General features: G+C 69.9%; 20 protein-coding genes. 9 read left to right on the forward strand and 11 right to left on the reverse strand.

What is annotated here, in order from left to right; translation table 11 throughout:
• Positions 1 to 962, forward strand: a 962-nt coding sequence (locus AC07OD_RS21615; protein ID WP_494597984.1) for an extracellular catalytic domain type 1 short-chain-length polyhydroxyalkanoate depolymerase, incomplete at its 5' end; no start/stop codon positions are given.
• A 129-nt stretch (positions 963 to 1,091) separates the two neighbouring features.
• Here AC07OD_RS21615 and AC07OD_RS21620 read toward each other — a convergent pair.
• The 4 genes from AC07OD_RS21620 to AC07OD_RS21635 all read right to left on the reverse strand — a co-directional run bounded on the left by AC07OD_RS21620 (position 1,092) and on the right by AC07OD_RS21635 (position 6,403).
• Entirely contained in the window at positions 1,092 to 2,696 is a 1,605-nt protein-coding gene (locus AC07OD_RS21620) for a methyl-accepting chemotaxis protein (RefSeq protein WP_218293687.1), read from the reverse strand.
• Positions 2,697 to 2,913: 217 nt separating this feature from the next.
• A complete protein-coding gene (locus tag AC07OD_RS21625; RefSeq protein ID WP_255591842.1) occupies positions 2,914 to 4,020 on the reverse strand; it encodes an AI-2E family transporter in 1,107 nt (368 codons plus the stop codon).
• Between the two features lie 41 nt (positions 4,021 to 4,061).
• A complete protein-coding gene (gene purM, locus AC07OD_RS21630; protein ID WP_494597985.1) occupies positions 4,062 to 5,105 on the reverse strand; it encodes a phosphoribosylformylglycinamidine cyclo-ligase in 1,044 nt (347 codons plus the stop codon).
• Positions 5,106 to 5,182: 77 nt separating this feature from the next.
• Positions 5,183 to 6,403: an MFS transporter gene (locus AC07OD_RS21635; RefSeq protein ID WP_218341715.1), complete on the reverse strand. Its 1,221-nt coding sequence runs from the start codon at positions 6,401 to 6,403 to the stop codon at positions 5,183 to 5,185.
• Between the two features lie 269 nt (positions 6,404 to 6,672).
• Between AC07OD_RS21635 and hda the strand changes: the two genes are divergently transcribed.
• From hda to folK, 4 genes are all read left to right on the forward strand, one after another.
• Positions 6,673 to 7,371, forward strand: coding sequence for a DnaA regulatory inactivator Hda (hda, locus tag AC07OD_RS21640; RefSeq protein ID WP_218293690.1), 699 nt, complete (start codon positions 6,673 to 6,675; stop codon positions 7,369 to 7,371).
• Positions 7,372 to 7,408: 37 nt separating this feature from the next.
• The gene (locus tag AC07OD_RS21645; RefSeq protein ID WP_492245812.1) at positions 7,409 to 8,119 is read left to right on the forward strand and encodes a histidinol-phosphatase; all 711 of its coding nucleotides are present in this window, start codon (positions 7,409 to 7,411) and stop codon (positions 8,117 to 8,119) included.
• 42 nt (positions 8,120 to 8,161) lie between these two features.
• Complete coding sequence (pcnB, locus tag AC07OD_RS21650; protein ID WP_218293692.1) at positions 8,162 to 9,769, forward strand: polynucleotide adenylyltransferase PcnB; 1,608 nt, start codon at positions 8,162 to 8,164, stop codon at positions 9,767 to 9,769.
• 75 nt (positions 9,770 to 9,844) lie between these two features.
• Positions 9,845 to 10,375: a 2-amino-4-hydroxy-6-hydroxymethyldihydropteridine diphosphokinase gene (folK, locus tag AC07OD_RS21655; protein ID WP_492254789.1), complete on the forward strand. Its 531-nt coding sequence runs from the start codon at positions 9,845 to 9,847 to the stop codon at positions 10,373 to 10,375.
• A 111-nt stretch (positions 10,376 to 10,486) separates the two neighbouring features.
• Here the strand turns inward: folK and AC07OD_RS21660 are convergent, their stop codons facing one another.
• Entirely contained in the window at positions 10,487 to 11,125 is a 639-nt protein-coding gene (locus AC07OD_RS21660) for a cysteine hydrolase family protein (RefSeq protein WP_492254790.1), read from the reverse strand.
• A gap of 122 nt (positions 11,126 to 11,247) precedes the next feature.
• Between AC07OD_RS21660 and AC07OD_RS21665 the strand changes: the two genes are divergently transcribed.
• Complete coding sequence (locus AC07OD_RS21665) at positions 11,248 to 12,249, forward strand: GlxA family transcriptional regulator (RefSeq protein ID WP_492254791.1); 1,002 nt, start codon at positions 11,248 to 11,250, stop codon at positions 12,247 to 12,249.
• Between the two features lie 130 nt (positions 12,250 to 12,379).
• Here the strand turns inward: AC07OD_RS21665 and AC07OD_RS21670 are convergent, their stop codons facing one another.
• On the reverse strand, positions 12,380 to 13,201 hold the full coding sequence (locus AC07OD_RS21670) for an ankyrin repeat domain-containing protein (protein ID WP_492245808.1): 822 nt from the start codon (positions 13,199 to 13,201) through the stop codon (positions 12,380 to 12,382).
• A gap of 314 nt (positions 13,202 to 13,515) precedes the next feature.
• Between AC07OD_RS21670 and AC07OD_RS21675 the strand changes: the two genes are divergently transcribed.
• Positions 13,516 to 14,898 (forward strand): hypothetical protein, encoded by a 1,383-nt coding sequence (locus AC07OD_RS21675; protein WP_494598108.1) that lies wholly within the window; start codon positions 13,516 to 13,518, stop codon positions 14,896 to 14,898.
• Positions 14,899 to 14,937: 39 nt separating this feature from the next.
• Positions 14,938 to 16,083: a hypothetical protein gene (locus AC07OD_RS21680; RefSeq protein ID WP_492808574.1), complete on the forward strand. Its 1,146-nt coding sequence runs from the start codon at positions 14,938 to 14,940 to the stop codon at positions 16,081 to 16,083.
• A gap of 155 nt (positions 16,084 to 16,238) precedes the next feature.
• Here AC07OD_RS21680 and AC07OD_RS21685 read toward each other — a convergent pair whose 3' ends face one another.
• From AC07OD_RS21685 to AC07OD_RS21700, 4 genes are all read right to left on the reverse strand, one after another.
• The gene (locus AC07OD_RS21685) at positions 16,239 to 17,216 is read right to left on the reverse strand and encodes a Bug family tripartite tricarboxylate transporter substrate binding protein (protein ID WP_494597986.1); all 978 of its coding nucleotides are present in this window, start codon (positions 17,214 to 17,216) and stop codon (positions 16,239 to 16,241) included.
• A gap of 58 nt (positions 17,217 to 17,274) precedes the next feature.
• Positions 17,275 to 17,958 carry a response regulator transcription factor gene (locus tag AC07OD_RS21690; protein WP_369641808.1) on the reverse strand — a complete coding sequence of 228 codons (684 nt, stop codon included), beginning with the start codon at positions 17,956 to 17,958 and terminating at the stop codon, positions 17,275 to 17,277.
• A complete protein-coding gene (locus AC07OD_RS21695; protein WP_369641809.1) occupies positions 17,955 to 20,075 on the reverse strand; it encodes an ATP-binding protein in 2,121 nt (706 codons plus the stop codon). Before AC07OD_RS21695 ends, AC07OD_RS21690 begins: the two co-directional genes overlap by 4 nt.
• Before the next feature lie 121 nt (positions 20,076 to 20,196).
• Positions 20,197 to 21,261, reverse strand: coding sequence for a CDP-6-deoxy-delta-3,4-glucoseen reductase (locus AC07OD_RS21700; RefSeq protein ID WP_494597987.1), 1,065 nt, complete (start codon positions 21,259 to 21,261; stop codon positions 20,197 to 20,199).
• Between the two features lie 101 nt (positions 21,262 to 21,362).
• Between AC07OD_RS21700 and AC07OD_RS21705 the strand changes: the two genes are divergently transcribed.
• Complete coding sequence (locus tag AC07OD_RS21705; protein WP_218341709.1) at positions 21,363 to 22,322, forward strand: SDR family oxidoreductase; 960 nt, start codon at positions 21,363 to 21,365, stop codon at positions 22,320 to 22,322.
• 20 nt (positions 22,323 to 22,342) lie between these two features.
• Here the strand turns inward: AC07OD_RS21705 and AC07OD_RS21710 are convergent, their stop codons facing one another.
• Positions 22,343 to 23,068: a DUF4124 domain-containing protein gene (locus tag AC07OD_RS21710; RefSeq protein WP_218294423.1), complete on the reverse strand. Its 726-nt coding sequence runs from the start codon at positions 23,066 to 23,068 to the stop codon at positions 22,343 to 22,345.
• Positions 23,069 to 23,121 lie beyond the last annotated feature (53 nt).

A 23,121-nucleotide genomic window follows, 5' to 3' on the forward strand; every position in this document is an offset into this window, starting at 1 on the left:
GACCCGGCGCGCGCGCGCCGCGCAGCGCCGCCGTGCGGGGCGAATGGCTGGCGGGGGTGGCGCCGGGGCCCGCGGGGGCGCGGCGTTACCACCTCTACATCCCGCCGGGGCTGGCGCCCAGGCCGGGCGAGCGTTTTCCGCTGCTGGTCATGCTGCACGGCTGCGGCCAGACGGGGCGCGATCTGGCCATCGCATCGCGCATGAACCGGCTGGCCGCGCGCGAGCGGTTTCTGGTGCTGTACCCCGAGCAGGAGCGCGTGGCCAACGCGCACGGCTGCTGGAACTGGTTCGAGCGCCGCAGCGGCAAGGCACAGGCCGAAGCCGCCACGCTGCTGGCCGCCGTGGACAAGGTCGCGCGCCGCCAGCCCGTGGACCTTGCCCGCGTGGCGGTGGCGGGCCTCTCGGCCGGCGCGAGCATGGCGGTGCTGATGGCCGCGCTGTATCCCCACCGGTTCTGCGCCGTGGCCATGCACTCGGGCGTGGCGCCGGGCACGGCCGAGTCCGCGGCCACCGCCATCGCGGCGATGCACGGGCGGCGCGAGGCGCAGCTGCCCGAGCCCCTGCTGCGGCGCGTGGCCAAGGCGCCGGCCATCGTGGCCGGTGGTGCGGCGCCCATCCCCGCACTGCAGCCCGTACTGCCTCCGCTGCTGGTGCTGCATGGGGACGCGGACGGCGTGGTGTCGGTGCGCAACGCCGCGGCCACGGCGGTGCTGTGGGCCCAGGCGCTGGGCGCGCGCGCCGGAGCGGTGCGCACCCTGCAGCGTGGCCAGCGGCATGCCATGCAGGTCACGGAATACAAGGCCCGGGGCCGCACGGTGGTGGCGCTGCGCGAGGTGGTGGGCCTGGCCCATGCGTGGAGCGGCGGCGCGGCCCACCAGCCGTACAGCGATCCGGCGGGGCCTGATGCCTCGGCCCTGGTCTGGGCCTTCGTGGCGCGGCAGTTCGATCGCAGGCGATTTTGAATGAAATGGCGTCCAGGTGCTTGCTGGGTAAGCGCTGAATGCTATTGATCAAGTAGCAAAAGAGCCGCGCGGCGTGCCATGGCCGGGCGGTGCGCGCGAGAAGGACGCGCGCGGTGGGAAGCCCCGCCGTCAGCGCAGCTGGCGCGGCGCCGCGGCCGCGGGCAGGGAGGGCGCCGCGTGGCCGGCGCCATGCGCGCCGTTCAGGTGAAAGGCCGCGACCACCTGCTTGAGCTCGTGCGCCTGCTGCTGCAGCGCGGCGGCGGCGGCGGTGGCCTGCTCGACCAGCGCCGCGTTCTGCTGCGTGCCCTGGTCCATCTGCGCGATGGCCTCGTTGATCTGCTCGATGCCGTCGGTCTGCTCGCGGCTGGCCTGGCTGATCTCCTCGATCACGGCCGACACGCGCAGCACGCTGTCCACCACGTCCTGCATGGTGGCACCGGCCTCCTGGGCGAGCTGGGCGCCGGCTTTCACCTGCTCGGCGGAGTTCCCGATCAGGGCCTTGATTTCCTTGGCGGCTTCGGACGAGCGCTGCGCCAGGCTGCGCACCTCGGTCGCCACCACCGCGAAGCCCCGGCCCTGTTCCCCGGCGCGCGCCGCTTCCACGGCGGCATTGAGGGCCAGGATGTTGGTCTGGAACGCGATGCCTTCGATCACACCGGTGATGTCGGACACCTTGCGCGACGAGGCGTCGATGGACCCCATGGTCTGCACCACCTTCTCCACCACCGCGCCGCCCTTGCGCGCCACGTCGGAGGCGGACTGCGCCAGCACGCTGGCCTGGTGGGCGTTGTCGGCGTTCTGCTTGACGTTGGAGGTCATTTCCTCCATCGACGCCGCCGTCTGCTCGAGCGCGCTGGCCTGCGATTCGGTGCGCGCGGAGAGGTCCTGGTTGCCGGACGCGATCTGCTGCGAGGCGCTCGCGATGTGCTCGGTGCCGTCGCGCACGCGCTGCACGATGCGGTGCAGGCTGCCCTGCATGCCCTGCATGTCCAGCAGCAGGCTGGAGCGATCGCCCTCCCGGGTCTCCACCGACACCGACAGGTTGCCCTCGGAAATGCTGCGGGCGATGGTGCGCGCGTAGCCGGGCTCGCCGCCCAGCTGGCGCAGCAGGTTGCGCGAGATCAGCGTGCCCACGACCAGCAGCGCCGCGCCCAGCAGCAGCGCCACGGCACCAAAGCCCAGCGCGCGCTGCCAGATGGCGGAATTGACCGTGTCGATGTACACCCCCGAGCCGATGACCCAGCCCCAGGGCGCGAATCCCTTCACGTACGAGGTCTTCTCCACCGGCGTGTCGCTGCCGGCCTTGGGCCACAGGTAGGGCACGAAGCCCGCGCCGCCGGCCTGCACGGTGCGCACGAACTCGACGAACAGCTGTTTGCCGTTGGGGTCCTTGTTGGCGGTGAGGTCCTGGCCGTTCAGCTCGGGGCGGATGGGGTGCATCACCATGCGCGGGTGCATGTCGTTGATCCAGACATACTCGTTGCCGCTGTAGCGCAGCGCCTGGATGGCCGCCGCCGCGCGCTTGCGGGCCTCGTCATCGGGCATGCCGCCCTTGGTGCTCAGGTCGTGGAAATGCGTGGCGATGCCGTGCGCCGCCTCCACGACCTGGCGCACGCCGGTCTGGCGTTCTTCCAGGATCAGCTGGCGCTCCGACACCAGGAACCATGCTGTCATCACCACGATGCCGAGGATCGCGCTCAGCACCAGAAGGGCCAGTTTTCTTGCGATGGTCATGGGAAGCCTTTACAACGGGAAGGTCTGGACGCGGTGGTCCTGCGGGCTGCACGGCACTGTCAGGCAGAGTACTGCCGCAGCCTTTGCGCAAGCCTTGGCGAAAACCCGCATGAGCAGGGCACGGCCGGCAAAAGAAGGCGGCCCAGGCGGGGCCCGGGGCGGGATATGGCGCCGGCGTTGTCCGGCCCCGGCACCCCCTGCGCGGGGGGCGCGGCGTCTACACGAGCCGCGCCGCCACCAGTTCCTTCTTGAGGTAGGCGTAGAACAGCGGCGCCGCGACCAGCCCCGCGGGGCCGAAGACGGCCTCGGCCACGAACATCACGCTGAGCAGCTCCCACACCCCCATCTGCGTGCGGCGGCCCACCACCTTGGCGTTGATGACGTATTCGGCCTTGTGGATGAGGATCAGAAAGCCCAGGCAGGCGGCAGCGGCCAGCGGCGATACCGACAGGCCCACGATGGTGATCACCACGTTGCACACCAGGTTGCCCACGATGGGCACGAGCCCGGCCACGAAGGTGAAGGTGATGAGCACGGTCGTGTAGGGCAGCGCCAGGCCCCACAGCGGCAGCACGAACAGCAGGAACAGCGCCGTGAGCAGCGTGTTGAATGCCGCGATCCAGAACTGCGCCGCCACGATCTGGCGGAACGCCTCGCCGAACAGCGTGATGCGCAGCTTCAGCTGCTGGGCCAGCGGCCCCCGCGCCAGGGCAGGCGGGCGCACGGCGGCCAGCGCGCCGATCAGCAGGCCCACATAGGCAAACAGCAGGCCGGCCAGCCAGGCGCGCCCCGCCATGGCCAGCGCACCCGCCTTGGCGCCCAGGTAGCCGGCGATGATGCGCTGGATTTCCGCCGCGCCTTCCGGCAGGTGGGCCGCGACGTCGGCGGGCAGCTTCAGGCGCAGTTCCAGCACGGTGCGCGCCATGTAGTCCAGCAGCTCGCGGTACTGCTGGGGCGCATCGACCAGGTAGCCCCGCGAATGGGTGAGCCCCGCCGCCAGCAGGGCCAGGGGCAGCAGCATGACCAGGCCGGCGGCCACGACCTGGGCCGCCCGCACGCTGCCGGCGGAGGGCGTGGCCTGGCGCTGTGCCCGGCCCAGGCCGTGGGCGAACCAGCGCGTGAGGGCGCGGGTGAGCAGGAAGCCCAGGCACACGCACAGCAGGCCCGGGAGCAGGCCGCGCCACATCACCAGCAGCAGCACGGCCGCCACCAGCAGGTAGCTGGCCACCACGATGCCCCGGGTCAGGGTGCGCGGCGGCAGCGTGGCGGGCGTGGGTTCTGGCGGCGCAGAGGAGAGGGGGGCCGAAGGGGGACGCTGCGCCATGCGCGGAAGCGGGCTGGGGTGGTGGGGCGAAAGTCGATCGGTCAGGCCACGACCACGGCGGCGCCATCGCCGCGCGGCGCGATCGCACCGATGGTGTACACCTTCTCGCCCGCGGCGGCCAGCGTGGCGGCCGTGGCGGCGGCGTTGGCGGCGTCCACCACCACGACCATGCCGATGCCGTTATTGAAGGTGCGGTTCATCTCGATGTCGTCGATGCCGGCGGTCTTCTGCAGCCAGGCGAACAGCTCGGTCTGGGGCCAGCTGCCCTTGGTGAGATGGGCGGCCGTGCCGTCGGGCAGCACGCGCGGGATGTTCTCCAGCAGCCCACCGCCGGTGATGTGGGCCAGGGCCTTGATGGGGTGGGCGGCCAGCGCGGCCAGCACGTTCTTCACGTACAGGCGCGTGGGTTCCATGACGGCCTGCTTGAAGGGCTTGCCGTCCAGCGTGGCGGGGGCGGCGGCCCCTGCGCGGTCGATGCACTTGCGCACCAGCGAGAAGCCGTTGGAATGCACGCCCGCCGAGGCGAGGCCCAGCACCACGTCGCCGGGGGCCACGTCCCTGCCGGTCAGGATCTTCGACTTTTCGACCGCACCGACCGCGAAACCGGCCAGGTCGTATTCGCCGGCGGGGTACATGCCCGGCATTTCGGCCGTTTCACCGCCGATCAGGGCGCAGCCCGACAGCTCGCAGCCCCGGGCGATGCCGCCGACCACGGCCGCGGCCGTGTCCACGTCGAGCTTGCCGCAGGCGAAGTAGTCGAGGAAGAACAGGGGCTCGGCGCCCTGCACCAGCACGTCGTTCACGCTCATGGCCACCAGATCGATGCCCACGGTGTCGTGCATGTTCCACTCGAACGCCAGCTTGAGCTTGGTGCCCACGCCGTCCGTGCCGGAGACCAGCACGGGCTCCTTGTAGCGCTTGGGCACCTCGAACAGGGCGCCAAAGCCGCCGATGCCCGCCAGCACGCCTTCGCGCATGGTCTTCTTGGCCAGCGGCTTGATGCGCTCGACCAGGGCGTCGCCCGCGTCGATGTCAACGCCGGCGTCTTTGTACGAAATGGGGGTGGAGGGGGCAGAAGAGCTCATGGGTGGTGTGGTGCAGATAGGCCCGCGCGGCGGGCTGGAATCCGGGGATTTTAAGGGGCATGCCCCGCCGTGCCCCCTCAGCCCTGTGCCGGCGGGGGCTTTGGGGTGGCGCGGCGGGCCGCCGCGGCCTGCAGCAAGACGCCCGCCAGCGCCAGGGCGGCAAAGCACATTCCGGCGCCGAAGGTGGCACTTGCGCCCCACTGGTCCCACAGCAGGCCGGCCAGCGCGCTGGCCACCAGCAGGGCCAGGCCGCTGACCAGGTTGAACATGCCGAAGGCCGTGCCGCGCAGGTCGGCGGGGGCGGTATCGGCCACCATCGTGGCCAGCAGGCCCTGCGTCATGGCCATGTGCAGCCCCCACAGGGCGATGCCCAGCCAGGCGGCGATGCCCTGCCCGGTGAAGGCCAGCAGCGCATCGGCGGCGATCAGCACCACCAGCCCCCCGGCGAGCAGCGTGGTGTGCCGGGCCGTGTCGGAGAGCTTGCCGAGCGGGTACGCGCCCAGCGCGAAGACCACGTTCATCAGCACCAGCACCAGGGGCGTCAAGGCGAGGGGCAGGCCGCCTTGCTGCATGCGCAGCACCAGGAAGGCTTCGCTGAAGCGGGCCAGGGTGAACACCGCGCCCAGGGCCACCACCCCCCAGTAGGCGGGGCCCAGCCGCCGCAGGCTCTCGCGGCGGATGGGGTTGGCGCGGGCGGCGCCGGCGGGGCGCTCCGGCTCGCGCACGCCCACGACGAGCAGCACCACGCACAGCGCGGCCGGGAGCACCGCCACCCAGAAGACCGCACGGAAATCGTTGGCCCAGAGCAGCATCAGCCCCATGGCGAGCAGCGGGCCCAGAAAGGCGCCCACGGTGTCGAGCGACTGCCGCAGTCCGAAGGCCGCGCCGCGCATGCCGGGCGGGGCCAGGTCGGCCACCAGCGCATCGCGGGGCGCGCCCCGGATGCCCTTGCCCACGCGGTCCAGCAGCCGCGCCGCCACCACCAGGCCGACGGTGGTGGCCAGCGCGAACAGCGGCTTGGACAGGGCGCCGAGCCCGTAGCCCAGGATGGCCAGCGGCTTGCGCCGGCCCCACCAGTCGCTCAGGACGCCCGAGAACACCTTCAGGATGAGGGCCGTGGCCTCGGCCGCGCCCTCGATGAGGCCCACGGTGAGCATGCTGACCCCCAGCGCCGCGACCATGAAGACGGGCAGCAGGCTGTGGATCATTTCGGACGAAATGTCCATGAGCAGGCTCACCAGGCCCAGGGCCCAGATGCTGGCCGGCAGGCGCTTGGAGGGGGAGGGTGGAAGGGCCATGGGTGCTGACGAGGCAGAGCGTGGGGAAGCCGGCGGCCGAAGGGGGCCGGCGGCAGACTAAAATCGGCTCCATTGTCGTTGCCGGGCCTCTTCGCAAGGAGTTCCTGCCCTGGCAACGGGCCGTCGGCCACCACTTTCGCCGCACCCGCCGCAGTCACCTACGGCCGGGCGCTTCCAACTTCATCCGTGATGCTGCTGCTGATCCCTTCCTTGTCTGCCGCTCCCGCACTGAATGCCACGGGCCTGGCCATGCTGCCCGGGTGCCGCGCATGAAGCAGCTGGCGCTGGACATCGGCCTGGCCACCGGCCCCACCCTGGCCCGTTTTTTCGCGGGCCCCAACGAGGCGGCCCTGCAGCACCTGCGCCTGGCGGTGGGCGAGGGCAGCAGCCAGGCCACCCGCTCGCCGGTGCCCACCTACCTCTGGGGCGAGCCCGGCAGCGGCAAGACGCACCTGCTCACGGCCGTGCGCCACGCCCTGCGCGAGCAGGGTGCCAGCGTGGGCTGGCTCGACCCGTCGGTGGCCGAGCCGCCGGATTTCGATGAGCGCTGGGCCGCCATCGTCATGGACGACGTGCACCTGTACAGCACCGCCCAGCAGGCCACGGCCTTCAACTGGTTCGTGAATGCCATCAGCCCGGCCAGCGGCAGCCAGCGCTGGGTGCTGGCCGCGGGCGACCTGCCGCCGGCCGACCTGCCCCTGCGCGACGACCTGCGCAGCCGCCTGGGCTGGGGCCATGTGTTCCAGCTGCAGCTGCTGGGCGAAGCCGAGCGCCGCTCCGTGCTGCGCCAGGAAGCCGACGCGCGCGGCGTGTTCCTGGGTGACGAGGTGATGGACTACATGCTCAACCGGTTCTCGCGCGACCTGGGCAGCCTCATGCAGCTGTTGGACCAGCTCGACGCGTTTGCCTTGCGCACCCAGCGCGCCATCACGATTCCCTTGCTCAAGACGATGCTGGAATCGGAATGATGCCGACCCATGCGCCCCTTTTTGTCTGTGAAACTGAATGACTTCTGAACCCCGCCGCCTGCGGCTTGCGCTGTTTGACCTGGACCACACGCTGCTGCCGCTCGACTCCGACTACGAGTGGGGCGAGTTCACCATCCGCATCGGCTGGAACGACCCCGTGGAGTTCGCGCGCCGCAACGACGAGTTCTATGCCCACTACCAGGCGGGCACGCTCGACGTGCACGACTACGTGCGCTTCGCGACCGAGGCCGTGCGCCTGCGCGGCCCCGAGGCGGCGGCGGCCGCGCACCTGCAGTTCATGCGGGACGTGATCGGCCCGGCCATCCAGCCCCAGGCGATCAGCCTCATCCGCCAGCACCAGGCGGCGGGCGACGAGGTGCTGATCGTCACCGCCACCAATGAGTTCGTGACCACCCCCATCGCCCAGGCGCTGGGGGTGCAGCAACTGCTGGCCGTGCAGCTGGCGCGCGACGCCAGCGGCTGGTACACCGGCGAGATCGACGGCATTCCCACCATGCGCGAAGGCAAGGTGCGGCGCATGGAACAATGGCTGGCCGAGCGGCAACTCGGCTGGGGCGATGTCGACAGCACGTTCTACAGCGATTCCATGAACGACGTGCCCCTGCTGGAGAAGGTGAACCACCCGGTGGCCACCAATCCCGACCCGCGCCTGCGGGCCCTGGCCCAGGAGCGCGGCTGGCGCATACTGGATCTGTTCACGGCCCCAGCCGGCCAGGATGCCGCCTGACACCTGCGCCCCGCGCCAGACCCCCCTGATTACTCCCTACCCATGATCAAGAAGTTCATCGACAAATTGCTGGGCAAATCGACGCCCGGCACCTCGGGCGGCAAGCCGCATTTCGGCAAGCGCGAAGAGGTGCCCGCCTCGGTGCACGGCATCAACCCCGAGCTGGTGGACCGCCGGGCCGCCGAGGTGGTGGCCACGCTCAAGCAGGCGGGCTTCGAGGCCTACATCGTGGGCGGCGCCGTGCGCGACCTGCTGCTGGGCCTGCGCCCCAAGGACTTCGACGTGGCCACCAACGCCACGCCCGAGCAGGTCAAGGGGCTGTTCCGCCGCGCCTTCATCATCGGCAAGCGCTTTCGCATCGTGCACGTGGTGCACGGACGGGGCCGCGAGCACGAGGTGATCGAGGTGTCCACCTTCCGCGCCTACCTCGACAACGCCGCCGCCGGCCAGGTGGCGGGCAACGAAAAGACCAGCAAGGCCCAGCTGTCGGGCATGCAGCATGCCGTGGACGCCAGCGGCCGCGTGCTGCGCGACAACGTCTGGGGCCCGCAGGACGAAGACGCCACGCGCCGCGACTTCACCGTGAACGCCATGTACTACGACCCGGTGAGCCAGATCGTGGTGGACTACCACAAGGGCCTGCAGGACGCCAAGAAGAAGACGCTGCGCATGATCGGCGATCCGGCCACGCGCTACCGCGAAGACCCGGTGCGCATCATCCGCGCCGTGCGCTTCGCGGCCAAGCTCAGCCCCCTGGGGTTCAGCATCGACGCCAAGTCGGCCGCGCCGCTGGTGCAGTCGCAGGCCCTGCTGGCCGAGGTGCCGCAAAGCCGCATGTTCGACGAAATGCTCAAGCTGCTGCAGACGGGGCACGCCATTGCCACCATCGAACAGCTGCGCAAGCTGGGCATGGCCAAGGGCATCTACCCGCTGCTGGACGTGGCCGTGGAGCGCGCCGACACGCCGTTTGTGAAGGCTGCCCTGGTGGACACCGACCGCCGCGTGAACGAAGGCAAGCCCGTGGCCCCGAGCTTCCTGCTGGCCTGCGTGCTGTGGGAAGACGTGCGCAATGGCTGGCAGGAGCGCCTGAACCAGCGCCAGCATCCGCTGCCCGCGCTGCAGGAGGCCATCGACGAGGTGTTCGACAAGCGCATCGGCGACGTGTCGGGCCGCGGCAAGCTGGCGGCCGACATGCGCGAGATCTGGGTCATGCAGCCGCGCTTTGAAAAGCGCGTGGGCAACACCCCGTTCGGCATGGTGATGCAGCCGCGCTTTCGCGCCGGGTTCGACTTCATGCGCCTGCGCGCCGATGTGGGCGAGGTGGAGGAGGCGCTGGCCGAATGGTGGCAGGACTTCCAGGCGGCCGACGACGAACGCCGTGACGACCTGATGGACCAGGCCAAGGAAGAGCAGAAAGCCCGCCAGAAAGCCCAGCCGGTGGTCAAGCGTGTGCCGCGCCAGGCCCCTGCCGCCGGGCCAAGGGCTGCGGGGGGAGCGGACGCGGAGGGGGATGGGGATGCCGCCCAGGGCGCGGCCGACTTTCCTTCCGAGGGCGGCGCTCCCAAGAAGCGCCGCCGCCGCCGCCGCAAGCCCGGCGGGGGCGACGGTGGGGCGGGCCCCGGCGGGTCCGGTTTCGCGGTGGATGCCTGACCCGCTGCGGTCCGATGCCGTGCGCCCCGGCACCGCGCAGGCCCTGGTGCCCATGAAGGGCCACCGGAAGAACCGATGACACCGATCCAGCCCACGGCCGCTCGCCAGTCACCCCCGGCAAGTACCGGCAGCACGGCCTACATCGGCCTGGGCGCGAACCTGGGCGACGCCCCCGCCGCGCTGCGCGCCGCCGTGCAGGCCATTGCCGCCTTGCCGGCCACCCGGGTCCTGCGGTGGTCGGCGCTGTACCGCAGCGCACCCGTGGATGCCGCCGGCCCGGACTATCACAACGCCGTGGTGGCCGTGCAGACCGCGCTGACACCCCACGGCTTGCTGGCCGCGCTTCAGGCCATCGAGGCCGCGGCCGGCCGCGAGCGCCCCTACCGCAACGCGCCCCGCACGCTGGACCTGGACATCCTGCTCTTTGGCGGGCAGGTGCTCGACACCCCCGCACTCACCGTGCCCCACCCGCGCCTGCGTGAGCGGGCCTTCGTGCTGCTGCCCCTGGCCGAGATAGCGCCAGAGCAGGTCCACCCCGCATGGCTGGCGGCGGTGCAGGACCAGCACATCGAGCGGCTGCCAGCCGCATGGTGCGAGGCCGTGTAGCCTTTCCGCTCCGCTTTCCGCAAAGCGGTAGCTGGCGTGGCACGGGCCCCGCGCCGCCACGTCCCGGATGTGAAGCGCACGCGTGGGCAGGCGCAGGGGCGCCTCAGGGGCTCACCCTTGCCTGGCGCGCTGGTTCGAGGCAAACACGTTGTCCTTGGGCAAGGCCTGGCCCGCCTGCACGGCCGCCACCCAGTCGCGGGTCGAAGCGGCGGCGGCAAAGTTGCTGTGGAACACCACGCTGAACACACGGTGGATTTCCTCGGCGCTGGCGCTGCCCGCCGCATTGGCATAGGGCAGGGCGCCGCTCGCGTCGCTCAGGAACTCCACGGCCAGCCCCCGGTGCGAGGCCTCGTAGATGGTGCTGGCATCGCAGTTGTGCGTCATGTAGCCCACCACGGTCAGGGTGTCGATGCCACGCCCGGCCAGCCACTCGGCCAGGCCGGTGTTCGTGAAGGCGCTCGCCATGCCTTTTTCGATGTGGTGGTCGGCAGGGCGGCGCGCCACTTCGGGGTGCAGCTGCCAGCGCTCGGTGGCCTTGTCGAACACGGGCGCACCGGACGGGGCGGTGTGCTGTACCACGACCACCGGCACACCGGCCGCGTGGGCGGCATCCATCGCGCGGGCGATGTTGGGCAGCGTGTCGGCCACGGGCGGGTACTCGATGGGCAGGTTGCCGCCCGCGAAATACTCGTTCTGCACGTCGATGACGATCAGGGCGCGGCGCGGAGCGGTGGTGGAAGAGGAGGTCATGGTCACAGTCCTTTGATGGGGTGAAAGAAGTAGGTTGCGGGGAAGGAATGGAGTGATTGTTCGCGTGGCCGCCCGTCCTTGAAAGTGGCTTGATTGACACTCATCGATAGAATCGGGCCATCGTGCCCCATCCTGCCCAATCCTCCATCCGCCTGGTTTCCTCCTCTGCCCCGGACACCGTGGCGGTGGTGGCCTTCGACGGTATCAGCCCCTTCCACCTCTCGGTGCCCTGCCTCGTGTTTGGCGAGGACCGCACGGCCGAGGGCATCAACCGCTACAAATTGGTGGTGTGTGGCATGGCGCCGGGCCCGCTGCGCACCTCCGCCGGGTTCGGCATCGAGGTGGGCCATGGCCTCAAGGTGCTGCGGCGTGCACAGACCATCGTCGTGCCTTCCTGGCGCGACGATCTGGCGCCCGTGCCCCCGGCATTGCTGGCCGCGCTGCGGGCCGCGCACCGCCGGGGTGCGCGCATCGTGGGCCTGTGCCTGGGCGCTTTTGTGCTGGCCGAGGCGGGGCTGCTGGATGGCCGCACCGCCACCACGCACTGGGCGCTGGCGGCCCAGTTCGCCCAGCGCTATCCGCGCGTGCAGCTCAAGCCCGAGGTGCTGTACGTGGAGGACGGGCTGGTGCTCACCTCGGCCGGCACGGCGGCGGGCATCGACTGCTGCCTGCACCTGCTGCGCCAGCAGCACGGCGCCGAGGCCGCCAACCGTGCCGCGCGCCGCATGGTGGTGGCGCCCCACCGCCAGGGCGGCCAGGCGCAGTACATCCAGCAGCCCGTGGCCCCATCGGTGCGCGGCGACCGCCTGGCCCCGCTGCTGCAGTGGCTGGGCGAGCACCTGCACGAAACCCACACCCTGGAGGCCCTGGCCGAGCGCGCGGTGATGAGCCCGCGTACCTTCACGCGCCGCTTTCGCCAGGTCACCGGCACGACGGTGGGCCAGTGGCTGCAGAACCAGCGCGTCGCGCTCGCGCAGCAGCTGCTGGAGGGTGGAGACCTGTCCGTCGAGGCCGTGGCCATCGAGGCCGGCTTCGGCTCGGCCGTATCGCTGCGGCAGCACTTCGCCGCCACGCTGGGCATTGCGCCGTCGGCGTACAGGCAGCAGTTCCGCAGCACTGGCTAGCGGCGGATGCTATCGACGGGATGGAGTCGGGCCGGGTTCAAAAGATCGCTCAGTTGCAGGTTCTTGCTGAGAAGGCGCGGCCCTCGGCGCCCCGCATTCGTTGCAAGGGGGTGGGCGACCCCGCCACCGCTCATGCGGAACACGCGGCCTGCGGCCAGGCACGCCCCGTCTCCAGCATGGTGACGATGCGGTCGACCTGGCCGCGCAGGTTCTTGTGCTTCTTCATCTTCTGTGCGTTCCGTGCCAGGTCCAGGAGGGACTGGCCGTGCGAGGCCGGTGTGGACGGGTCGGCGCCGCAGGCCAGCAGTGCACCCACGGCAAGGTCGCTGCAGGAGACGACGGCCATCCACAGCGGCGTGCGGAGCGGGTCGCCGGCTTCGGGGGCATGCACGTCGCGCGACAGGCGGATCAGCTCGGGCACATAGCGGTTGTTGCCCTGGCAGATGCGGTGCAGCACCCGGGAGCTGTCGTCCCAAGGTGCGTCCACGTCGAGCACGCCCGCGTCCAGGATGCGCTGGAACAGGGCGTCGGAGCGCGCATCCAGTTCGCGGTCATGCAGATCGGTGAGGCGCAGCACCGGCATGTGGTCCCGCGTGGCGGAGTGGCAGGCTGCACCCAGGTCCAGCGCGGCCATCACCGCCGCATGGCACCCGGGCCGCCACAGGGCGGCCAATGTCAGTGGTTCGACCGCTCCGTAGGTCTTCTGCGCCACGAGGGCGTTGTGGTACAGCGGCATGCCGCCCTTGGCCAGCAGGTGCACCATGTCCACGTCATTGCCTTCGATGGCCAGGACCATGGGGTAGGTGTCGTCGAAGTTTTCGCCCTGCCACAGGGCCCTGGCGTCGCCACCGTCTACCAGCCAGGTGCGTGCGGCGCCGTGGTCCTGGGCCAGCACTGCGGCCTGCAGCGCGCGTTGGGAGGTGAGCAGGGCCAGTCGTTCGTTTCTATTCATGGTGATGTGTGTGGCCCCTTCCAACAGGTTCATGGAAGGGCCAGGGTCGCGGCGTTGCAAGAGCCGCCATTTTGCAAGCGCAAGGCAGTTTGGCGGCTGACAACTTGTCCACCGCGAAAAGCCTGGAACGGGCGCATTTCTCCGTATATTTCCTGGGGCATGAGCCGACTGCAAAAGTGTCCCTTGCAGCCAGGATGGCACGAGGAGGAGTTTTTCTTGACGCGAATCTTGACGCGAACCCTGACGCGAAAGCCCCTGCGGAGCTGCTTGGAGGGAGAAGATTGCTTTGGTGGGCGTGCCCGGCACGGAAAACCATGTTGATCAACATCGTCGGCAACTTCACTTTCGAGCAGCGCGGCGATGCGATGCTCATCGGCACCGAAGAATCGGCGGCGCTGATCTGCAACGACCACGCACGGCTGGTGCCCCCGGAGCCAACCTTCCTGCGCTTCAGCGCGCCGGGCGTCACGGCCCGCGTGCCCTACGCCGACGGCCCGCCGACCATCGTGCGGCACGGCGACAAGGAATGGCACCTCCACGACGTGCTGCTGGGCGGCTCGGACGCGTATGGCGTGGCATCCCCGGGCAACGAGCGCATCTTCATCGTCCACGATTGGAGCGGCGATCGCCTGGCTTCGCTACCCAAACGGTTGGGCCCCAAGCATTTCGGCCGTGCCGCCATCGTGCTGACCGACACCTATACCTATCCCCAAAGCGAATACACGGAGATCTATCGCCCGGATGGCGAGTTCCTCACCCGCTACACCTTGCAAAGCCGCGGGGCGGGGCGCCAGGAGCTGGCGCACTTCACGGACGCACGGGCTTTTCTGCGCACGGGCAACGCCCCCTCCACGTACCAGCTCTTCGACCTGCACAGCTTGCAAGCCTGCAGCGTCCTGCCCGTGGCAGGCGCGATCCTGGGGGTCTGCGCATTGCCGGATGGCAGCAACCTGTGGGTGGATGCCGAGGGCATGCACCGGCTGGCGCCGCAAGGCCAGGACCAGCCGCCGCAGACGCTGCACCGCTTTGCCGATCCCCTGGACGTGGAGCAGGCCAAGCTGCTGCTGTGGCACGACACGCAACGCGTCTATGCGGCGATCGACCATGACCGGGAGCGCCAGAGCCTGATCGCCCTGCCGCTCGAAGGTGTCAACGCCGCAGCGCAGGAGCTGCATTGGTCCGACACCTGGATCATCGCTTTTCAAGGCGGTTTCCTGGCCGGGCAGAACTATCTGCAGCTCAAGCGCAAGACGCTGCTGGCGGACAACGCGGTGGTGCTGTGGCAGCCCGGCGATGTGCTGAGCCCCGCTTTGCTCCAGACGGATGCGAGCCCGGTCGTCGAAGTCAGCCAGACGCGCTCCACCGTCAAGGGCAAACACGGTTACCGCCTGCGCATCCAGGATGCTTGCCCCAACCGTGCGATCCGCTGTGCCGCGCTGGAGCTTGGCCGGTTGTTGGGCGACACCTGCAAAGGCGCGTACCAACAGGGCGATGACGTGCCGGACCGCAAGTTCGACGGGTGCTTCACCATCGACATCGCCACTGCCAGCGCGCCCACTGCGTTCGAGCAGGCCTTCCTGCCGGCCTATCTGGCCTATTACCGCGACATCGGCGACCTCTCGCCGGAAGGCAGCAGGGCACGGCTGGCGCCGCTGGCAATCACCTGGGCCATTGACGAAACGCTATACAAAACGTAGCCCAAAGCGCTTTCCAGAGTAAGCAGAGAGACTGATTTGATGACCAAAACGTCCCAAATTATTGCCGCCATCCTCAAAAAAGCAGGCATCGCCTTCCAGCCCCTGCCCAAGGACTGGGACGGCTCCCACCTGGGCCAGATCTTCCACCACATGGTTCCCGAGCGGATCTGCGAGCTGGACCCGAAGTGCATCGCCGAGGCGGCCGACTACGTGGGGGTGCTCCAGGAATTCGCACAGGCCACCCAGGGAGAGTTCGCCCCCGAAAGCGCGCGAGCCGAAGGGAGCGTCGGCGGCAAGGTGGTGCTGGAGTTCCTGCATGCAGGGCAGGCCATCCGCTTCAAGTTCACGCAGGAAGGCCGCTGGGTGGCCGACGACTTTTACGAGCAACTGCGCAAGTTCTGCAAGAAGCACCTCAGCGGCAGTTACCTCAGCGTGGGCAGCGATCTGGCCACCGAGGTCTATTTACCGCACAAGGTGGTTGCGCAGATTCAGAAGAAGACGCGCACCTTTGATAGCGTCGAGGCGCTGGTGCAGTTCGTGGTGGAGGGCGCATCCCAGAGCGACCTGATCAAAGCAGGGGAGAGCCTGCGTTGGCAGTTGAAGGCGGGCTATACCCGCGACGGCGACAGCCTGCTGACCGCGCTGCTCAAGTCCGAGGCGGACACGGACAGATGCCTGAGTGCCTATGAGCTGCTCGAAGCTCCCGCACTGCCCAGTCGCCATGGCGAATCGCCCCTGGAACTGGCGCAGCGCCTGCGGGGGGTGGACCTGAGAGGCGAGTACGGCGGCGAGGCCAAAGCCACCCTGGGCTATGCCGAGATCCGCGAGAAGTGGAGTCAGCGGCTCTGGCACAGCTATCTCCCCGAATACATGCGCATCGTCGATGCGCTGGAGGCGGACCTGGCATCCATGCGCTTTTCCGAAGCAGGCAACTTGTACGGCATCGCCATGTGCCATGCGCCGCTGCTGGACTGCGGGTCGGAAGTCGCGCAAGTGCACTACTACGAATACAACGGCGCGTACACCCTGAATTTGCTCACCCAGGGACCTGGAGGCGGCGCCTTGCACTTGCAACTGCCCCTCGATCAGGTCGACACGGTGATCGACCTGCTGCGCAGGTATTGCCGCCGTACGTTGTGGACAACGCCCGGCCAAGACGGCGCTTGGCTGGTTGCCCCAGAATAGCCTGCTGCCACGGGCGCAAAGCCAGCGCGCGCCGAACGCACATGGATACCGGGCAGCCGGTGCAGGCGGTTCGTGCCCGCCTGACGATTGCTATATAAAAGGTAGCAAAAAGCGCTTTCTGGAAAAGCGCCAGAGGCCGATGGAGCTCGAAGTTCTCAATCCACCTTCGCGCCCGAGGCCTTCACCACCTGCTGGTACTTGGCGCGCTCGGCGGCCATGAAGCTGTCGAACTGCGCGGGCGTGGTGGCCACGGGTTCGGCGAGCAGGGCGCCGAAGCGGGTCTTGGTCTCCGGCGCGTTCAGGGCCGCCACGAAAGCCTTGTTCAGCTTGTCGATGATGGGCTTGGGCGTGGCCGCGGGCGCTACGAGGCCCCACCAGGTGTCGATGGAAAAGCCCTTGAAAGTAGCAGACAGGGGCGGCACGCCCGGCAGCGAGGCCGATGCGTCCAGCGAGGTCACGGCCAGCGCCTTGAGCTTGCCCGCGCGGATGTTGGGCGCGGCGGCGGCCAGGTTGTCGATGTTGAAGTCCACCTCGCCCGCCAGCAGTGCCAGCTGCGCAGGGTTGGCGCCCCGGTAGGGGATGTGCAGCGCGAAGATGCCGGCGCGCTGCTTGAACATTTCGCCCGCCAGGTGGCCCGCGCTGCCGTTGCCGCCGCTGCCGTAGTTGAGCTTGGCCGGGTTGGCCTTGGCGTAGGCGATCAGATCGGCCACGGTGTGGATCTTGAGCTGCTCGGCCTTGGCCGCGTTGATGACCAGTACGTTGGGCACGCGCACCATCTGCGTGATGCCCGCGAAGTCCTTGGCGGCGTCGTAGGGCATCTTGGAATAGAGCCACGGGTTGACCGCGTGCGTGGCGGTGGCGGAGATGCCGATGGTCAGGCCGTCGGGCGCCGCCTTGGCGATGGCGTCGGCACCGATGTTGCCGCCCGCGCCGCCCTTGTTGTCGATGATCACCGTGCCCAGCGAGTCGCGCACGCGCTCGGCCAGGGCCCGGGCGGTCACGTCGATGGGGCCGCCGGCCGCATACGGCACGATCAGCCGGATGGGCTGGCCCGAGTCCTGCGCGAGCGCGGTTTGGGAGGAGAAAGCCGCTGCGATAGCGGCGCTGGCGAGGAGGATGTTTCTGCGGTTCATGGGTGCCATTGTGCAAAAAAATCGTAAGAAGGCTTACGAAAACCTTGAAGTGGGGTGTTCAGGGCGTGCGGGAGGGGTTTTCCGAGAGGCCCAGGTCCTCCACCAGCATGCCCAGCTCGTGCGACGAGCGGATGTCCAGTTTCAGGAAGATGGCCGAGCGGTGCGTGTCCACGGTGCGCGGGTCGATGGGGCGCCCGGGGTCGCGCTGGGCCAGCGCACGGGCCGCTTCCTTGCTGCTGATGCCGGTGGCCAGCAGGCGCGCCACCTCCTGCTGGCGCGGGCTCAGCGCGTTCCAGCGCTCCCGCAGCAGGGCGTGCCGCTGCGCGCGCGCGGCCACGCCGTGCGACAGGGTGGCCGCGCGGTGCACGGCGGCCAGCAGGGTGGCCTCGTCGCAGGGTTTTTCCAGCCAGTCCACCGCGCCTTGCTTGACGGCCGCCACGGCCGAGGCCAGCTCGCCGTGGGCGGAGAGGAACACGGTCTTGAGCACAGTGCCCCGCTGGCGCATGGCCTCGAAGACCTGCAGGCCGCTCATGCCGTCCATGCGCAGGTCGAGCAGCACGCAGCCGGGCCGGGCCAGGTCGGCGCCGGCCAGGAAATCCGGCCCGCTTGCGAACGACTGGGCCGCGTGGCCGCCGGCCAGCAGCAGCGCGGCGAGGGAATGGCGCACGCCTTCGTCGTCGTCCACGATGTAGACGCGCAGCGGGGCAAGGGTGGGGCCGGGGGCGGTGGGGTGATCGGTCATGGGGAGGCCACGGGCGGCGTTGCGTGCAGGGGAAGCCGGATCTCGAAGACCGCGCCGCCGCCCTCGCGGTTGCGCGCCAGCAGTTCGCCGCCCATGCTCTCTACGATGGAGCGGCAGATGTTCAGGCCCAGCCCCAGGCCGTCGGAGCGCGTGGTGAAGAACGGCTCGAACAGGCGCTCGGCGATCTCGGGGGGCAGGCCCGGGCCCCGGTCCTGCACTTCGAGGCAGGCGTGCCCGGCATCGGCCCGGGTGCGCAGCAGCAGTTCGTGGTCCATCGGGGGCGTGGCGTGCACCTGCATGGCCTGCAGCGCGTTGAGGCCAAGGTTCAGGACCACCTGCTCCAGGAGCACGCGGTCGGCGCGCACCCGCAACGGTTCGGGCGCGAGGTCCAGGCGCACCGCCACCCCATGCCGCCGTGCCTCGGCGCGCAGCAGCAGGCCCAGGGACTGGTCCACGGCGGCATTGAGGTCGCAGGGTTCGCGGGCCTCGGGATGCTGGCGCACCCAGCGGCGGATGCGCCCCACGATGTCGGCCGCGCGCAGCGCCTGAGTGGACAGCGCGGCGAGGCTTTCGTTGAGCAGTTCGGTCCGGCCCTGCGCGGCGAGCGCGCGCGCCGCGGCCGCGTAGTTGACCAGGGCCGCCAGCGGCTGGTTGAGCTCGTGCGCGAGGGTGGAGGCCATCTCGCCCACGGTGATCACGCGCTGCACGCGCTGCAGCTGCGCCTCGCGCTGCTGCTGCTGTTCCTCGGCGCGCTTCTGGGCGGTGATGTCCACCACCGAGCTCATCCAGCCGATGTGCCGGCCATCACCGTCGATGAGCCGCGCCGTGTAGAACATGGTGTAGACGTCCGAGCCGTTGCGGTGCCGCAGCCGGTTCTCGTTGCCCTGGGGCGTGGCCTTGCCCGCCAGCGAGGTGTCGCTGTCGTTCCAGTGGCGGTCGAGGTCGTCGGGATGCCAGTAGGGGTAGGGGGGCAAGCAGCCGATGAGTTCGGAGGCGGCGTAGCCCACCATGTCGCACATGGCGGCGTTCACGTACACGATGCGGCCCTGCAGGTCGCGCGCACGCATGCCGACGAGCAGGGAGTCTTCCATGGACTGGCGAAAGGCCTGCGCCTGCTGCAGCGCGTGGGTGCGCTCGTGCACGCGCTGTTCGAGTTCGATGCGGGCCTGGCGGTTTTCCTGCAGACGCCGCTCGCGCAGCTGCCAGTAGAGCGCGCCCAGCACCAGCAGGCCCGACGCGAGGCTGGCCAGCGCCCAGGCCTGCTGGCGCGCCAGGGCCACCACCTTGCTGTCGGCCGTGAGGGTGAGGGTCCAGCCCAGGTCGGGCAGGTGTTCCGCGAAGGCGAGATAGTGCTTGCCGCTGCCGGGCAGCCGAAGCTCGGCACCCGGCTGGTCCGGGCGCTGCAGGAGCTTCCAGGGCACCGGCGCGGGCTGCCACTGCGCGCCGTACTGCTCATCGTGCTGCACCTGCCGCACGGCCTCGACGGGCAGGGGCTTGCTGGTCTTGTAGAGCCAGGACGACACGGAGCCCAGAAACAGAATGCCGCGCTCATCCGTGACGAACACCGGGTCGAGCAGTTGCGCCCAGGTGTCCACGATGGGCTGCATGCGCACCTTCACGGCCACCACGCCGATCACCTTGCCATCGCGCTGCACGGGGGCCGAGGCGAACAGCCCGGGCTCGCCCGTGGTCTTGCCCACGCCGTAGAAGCGCCCCGCCTGCCCGTGCAGTGCGTCGCGGAAGTAGGGACGGTTGCTGTAGTTCTGGTCGACGAAGCTGCTGGGCGTGTCCCAGTTGCTGGAGGCCAGCGTGAGGCCCTTGTCGTCCATGAGGTACAGCGTGTCGGAGCCGGCGTGCGCATTGACGGCCTGGAGGTACGCGTTGGCCGCCTCCCGCACGCTCTGCGATGCGGGATGGCGCAGCAGGTCCGCGACCAGGGGTTGCTGCGCCGCCGTGAAGGGCAGGTAGCTGTAGCGCGTGGCCACGCCGCGCAGGGCCAGGGCCTGGACCTCGCTGGAGCGGCGCAGGTTGTCCCATTGGGTTTCCAGCTCGTTGCGGGTGGCCCATTCGCCGGCGCCCAGGATCAGCAGCACGGCCAGGCCGAACACGGCGGCCATGGGGCCGGCTCCGCGCAGCCCATCGCGCAGGCGTCCCAGGGGCCTGGGGGGAGGCAACGGTGCTGTCACGGGTGTGGCTGTGGCCGGTGGTGGCGCGGGCGGCAAACCCACACCCTCCCGCTCATCCGCCGTGCTTGTCCGCCTCGGAGGTGAAGGAGTCCGCATAGAACTCTTCCGCTGGCAGGCCCCGCTGCGCGCTGTAGGCCACGCGGGCGGAATCGACCACGATGGGGGCGCCGCAGGCGTACACCTGGTGGCCCGACAGATCGGCGTGGTCGTCCATCACGGCCTGGTGCACAAACCCGGTGCGACCGGTCCAGCAGTCCTCCGGCAAGGCGTCGGAGACGACGGGCACGTAGGTCAGGTGGGGCATGTCGGCCGCCCGGGCCAGCACCCAGTCGTGCATGTACAGGTCGCCGGGGCGGCGGCCGCCCCAGTAGAGCACCGTGGGGCGTGTGATGGCCTTGAACTGCATGTGCTCGATGAGCGCCTTGATGGGAGCAAAGCCCGTGCCCGAGGCCAGCAGCACGATGGGCTTGTCCGAGTCCTCGCGCAGGAAGAAACTGCCGAACGGGCCTTCCACGCGCAGGATCTCCTTTTCCTTCATCGCGCCGAACACGTGGTCGGTGAACTTGCCGCCCGCCATGTGGCGGATGTGCAGCTCCACGCCGGGTGCCTCGGCCTGCGTGTGGGGTGCATTGGCCATCGAATACGCCCGGCGTGCTCCGTCGCGCAGGATGAATTCGATGTACTGGCCCGCGTGGTAGCGGAAGGTGTCCGCCGCCGGCAGCTGCAGGCGCACCCGCATCACGTCGTGCGATTTCTTTTCGAGGGTGGCCACCCGCACGGGCATCTTCTTGACGGGGTAGGCGCTTTCGTCGGTGACCTGGCGCGATTCGAGCACCACGTCCGTCAGGGGCTGGGCGCAGCAGGTCAGCACGAGGCCGGCGGCCTCTTCGTCGGCCGTGAGCGCCTTGGACTGGTGCTCGCCATGGTGCACGGTGCCGCTGAGCTTCCTGCACTTGCACGAACCGCAGGCGCCGTCCTTGCAGCCATAGGGCAGGCCGACGCCGCTGCGGATGGCGGCGGCCAGGATGGCCTCGCCAGCGTTGGCCTGGAAAGCGCGGCCGCTGGGCTGCACGGTGATCTGGAATGCTGCGGTGCTCACAGCCTCGGCGCTGGTCATCTTGTGGGTATCCTCGGGACGTAGATCTTCAAGAACCGGTTGGTGCCGCCGTGGGCCCCTGCCAGGAGATGCCGGCTGGTTCTTTACAAACGGACCCGATTTTGCCTTCAAACCAAAACCCCCTTGGCGCCTTGCCGGCGCGCTTTCGCCGCGAACGCCTGCTGATCGTGGGGTGTGGTGACGTGGGCCAGCGCGTGGCGCGCCAGCTCCAGGGCGGCCCGGGCGCCGGGCGCGTCCAGGTGCTGGCGCTCACCTCCAGCCCCGAGCGCAAGCCGGCGCTGCGCGCCCTGGGCATCCGCCCCCTGTGCGGAAACCTGGACGATGTGGCCACGCTGCGCCGCCTGTCGGGCCTGGCCACGCGCGTGCTGCACCTGGCCCCGCCACCCGGCGAAGGCGCCGGAGGGGATGGCTGGTGGCGCGATCCGCGCACGGTGGCCCTGGCCCGCGCGCTGCGCCTGCGAAGCCTGCCCGCCTCCCTCGTCTACGCCTCCACGAGCGGCGTGTATGGCGACTGCCAGGGGGCGATGGTGTCCGAGACACGGCCCGTGGCCCCCGCCACGCCGCGCGCGCAGCGGCGCGTGAATGCCGAGCGGGCGGTGCGGCACCTGGGCCGCGGGGGGGTGCGGGCCAGCGTGCTTCGCATTCCGGGCATCTACGCCCCCGACCGGGACGGTGGCACGCCCGAAGCGCGCCTGCGCCGAGGCACGCCGGTACTGGAGCGCGAGGACGATGTGTTCACTAACCACATCCACGCCGACGACCTGGCGCGCATCTGCCTGGCCGCGCTGTGGCGTGCGCGGCCGCAACGCGTCTACAACGTGAGCGATGCCACGGAACTGAGGATGGGCGACTACTTCGACCTGGCGGCCGACCTGTACGGCCTGCCGCGTCCCCCGCGCGTGCGCCGCAGTGCCGCGCAGGAGCAGCTGTCGCTGATGCTGCTGAGCTTCATGAGCGAATCGCGGCGGCTGGACAACCAGCGCATGCTGCGGGAGCTGGGTGTGAAGCTGCGCTACCCGACCGTGGCCGAGGGGTTGCGGGCGGCGCGCCCGTCGCCTTAGGGCGGGCGCGTCCGCCGGGTTCAGCAGGGCGCCTGGCCTCCATTGGAGCGGCACACACCGCCGGGACCGGGGAACCGCCCGGGACCGGCGCGGGGATAGGTATTGCCCTGGTTGTCGGTGCAGCGAAAGTCACCGCATTGCGTCAGGCGAGGTGGAGGTTGCGGTGTGCCTGTCTGCGGGAAGGGGTCAGGAAAAAGGGGGCGATGCCGCGATGGCGGCACGACCACCACCCGGGGCTGGTGGGCACGCGCTTTTTCGACTTCCGCATACCCTTGTGGACCCAGGCAATCCAGGTCCACTTGCCGCTGCGCGGCCTCCAGGCGCAACTCCTGTTCATAGGTCGAGCGGGCCAGGCCCGCAGCCACCATATCCAGGTTGCGCCGCGAGCGCGCGCATTCGGGGGATCGGGCGTAGTCCTGGGGCTGGGGCGTGGCCGCCGCGGCCTGTGCGGCGCGGGCACGGTCGCGTTCGGCGTTGCGGCGGGCATCGGTTTCCGCCGCGGTGGCCTCTGCCTGCAGCCGCTGTTGCTTGCGCTCCAGTGCTTGCGCTGCCAGCTCCCGTTCCTGCTGGATCTCCTCGGGGGTTTTCCGCGCTTCGACCTCGCGCGCGGTGGCGCCACCGGTGCATGCGCCGTCGGTATAGGTCACCTGTCCCGTGCGGGCATCGGTGCAGCGAACCACTTGGGCGCTGGCGCCCGTGGCAAGCACGGCGGCACCCAGGCAGAGAATGAAGAGGCAGGGGCGGATCGTCACGGTCGGCTGCCAGGCAGGGGGAACGACGGCGCGGGACGGCGCCGCAT

This window comes from Acidovorax sp. GW821-FHT10E03, assembly GCF_059415205.1.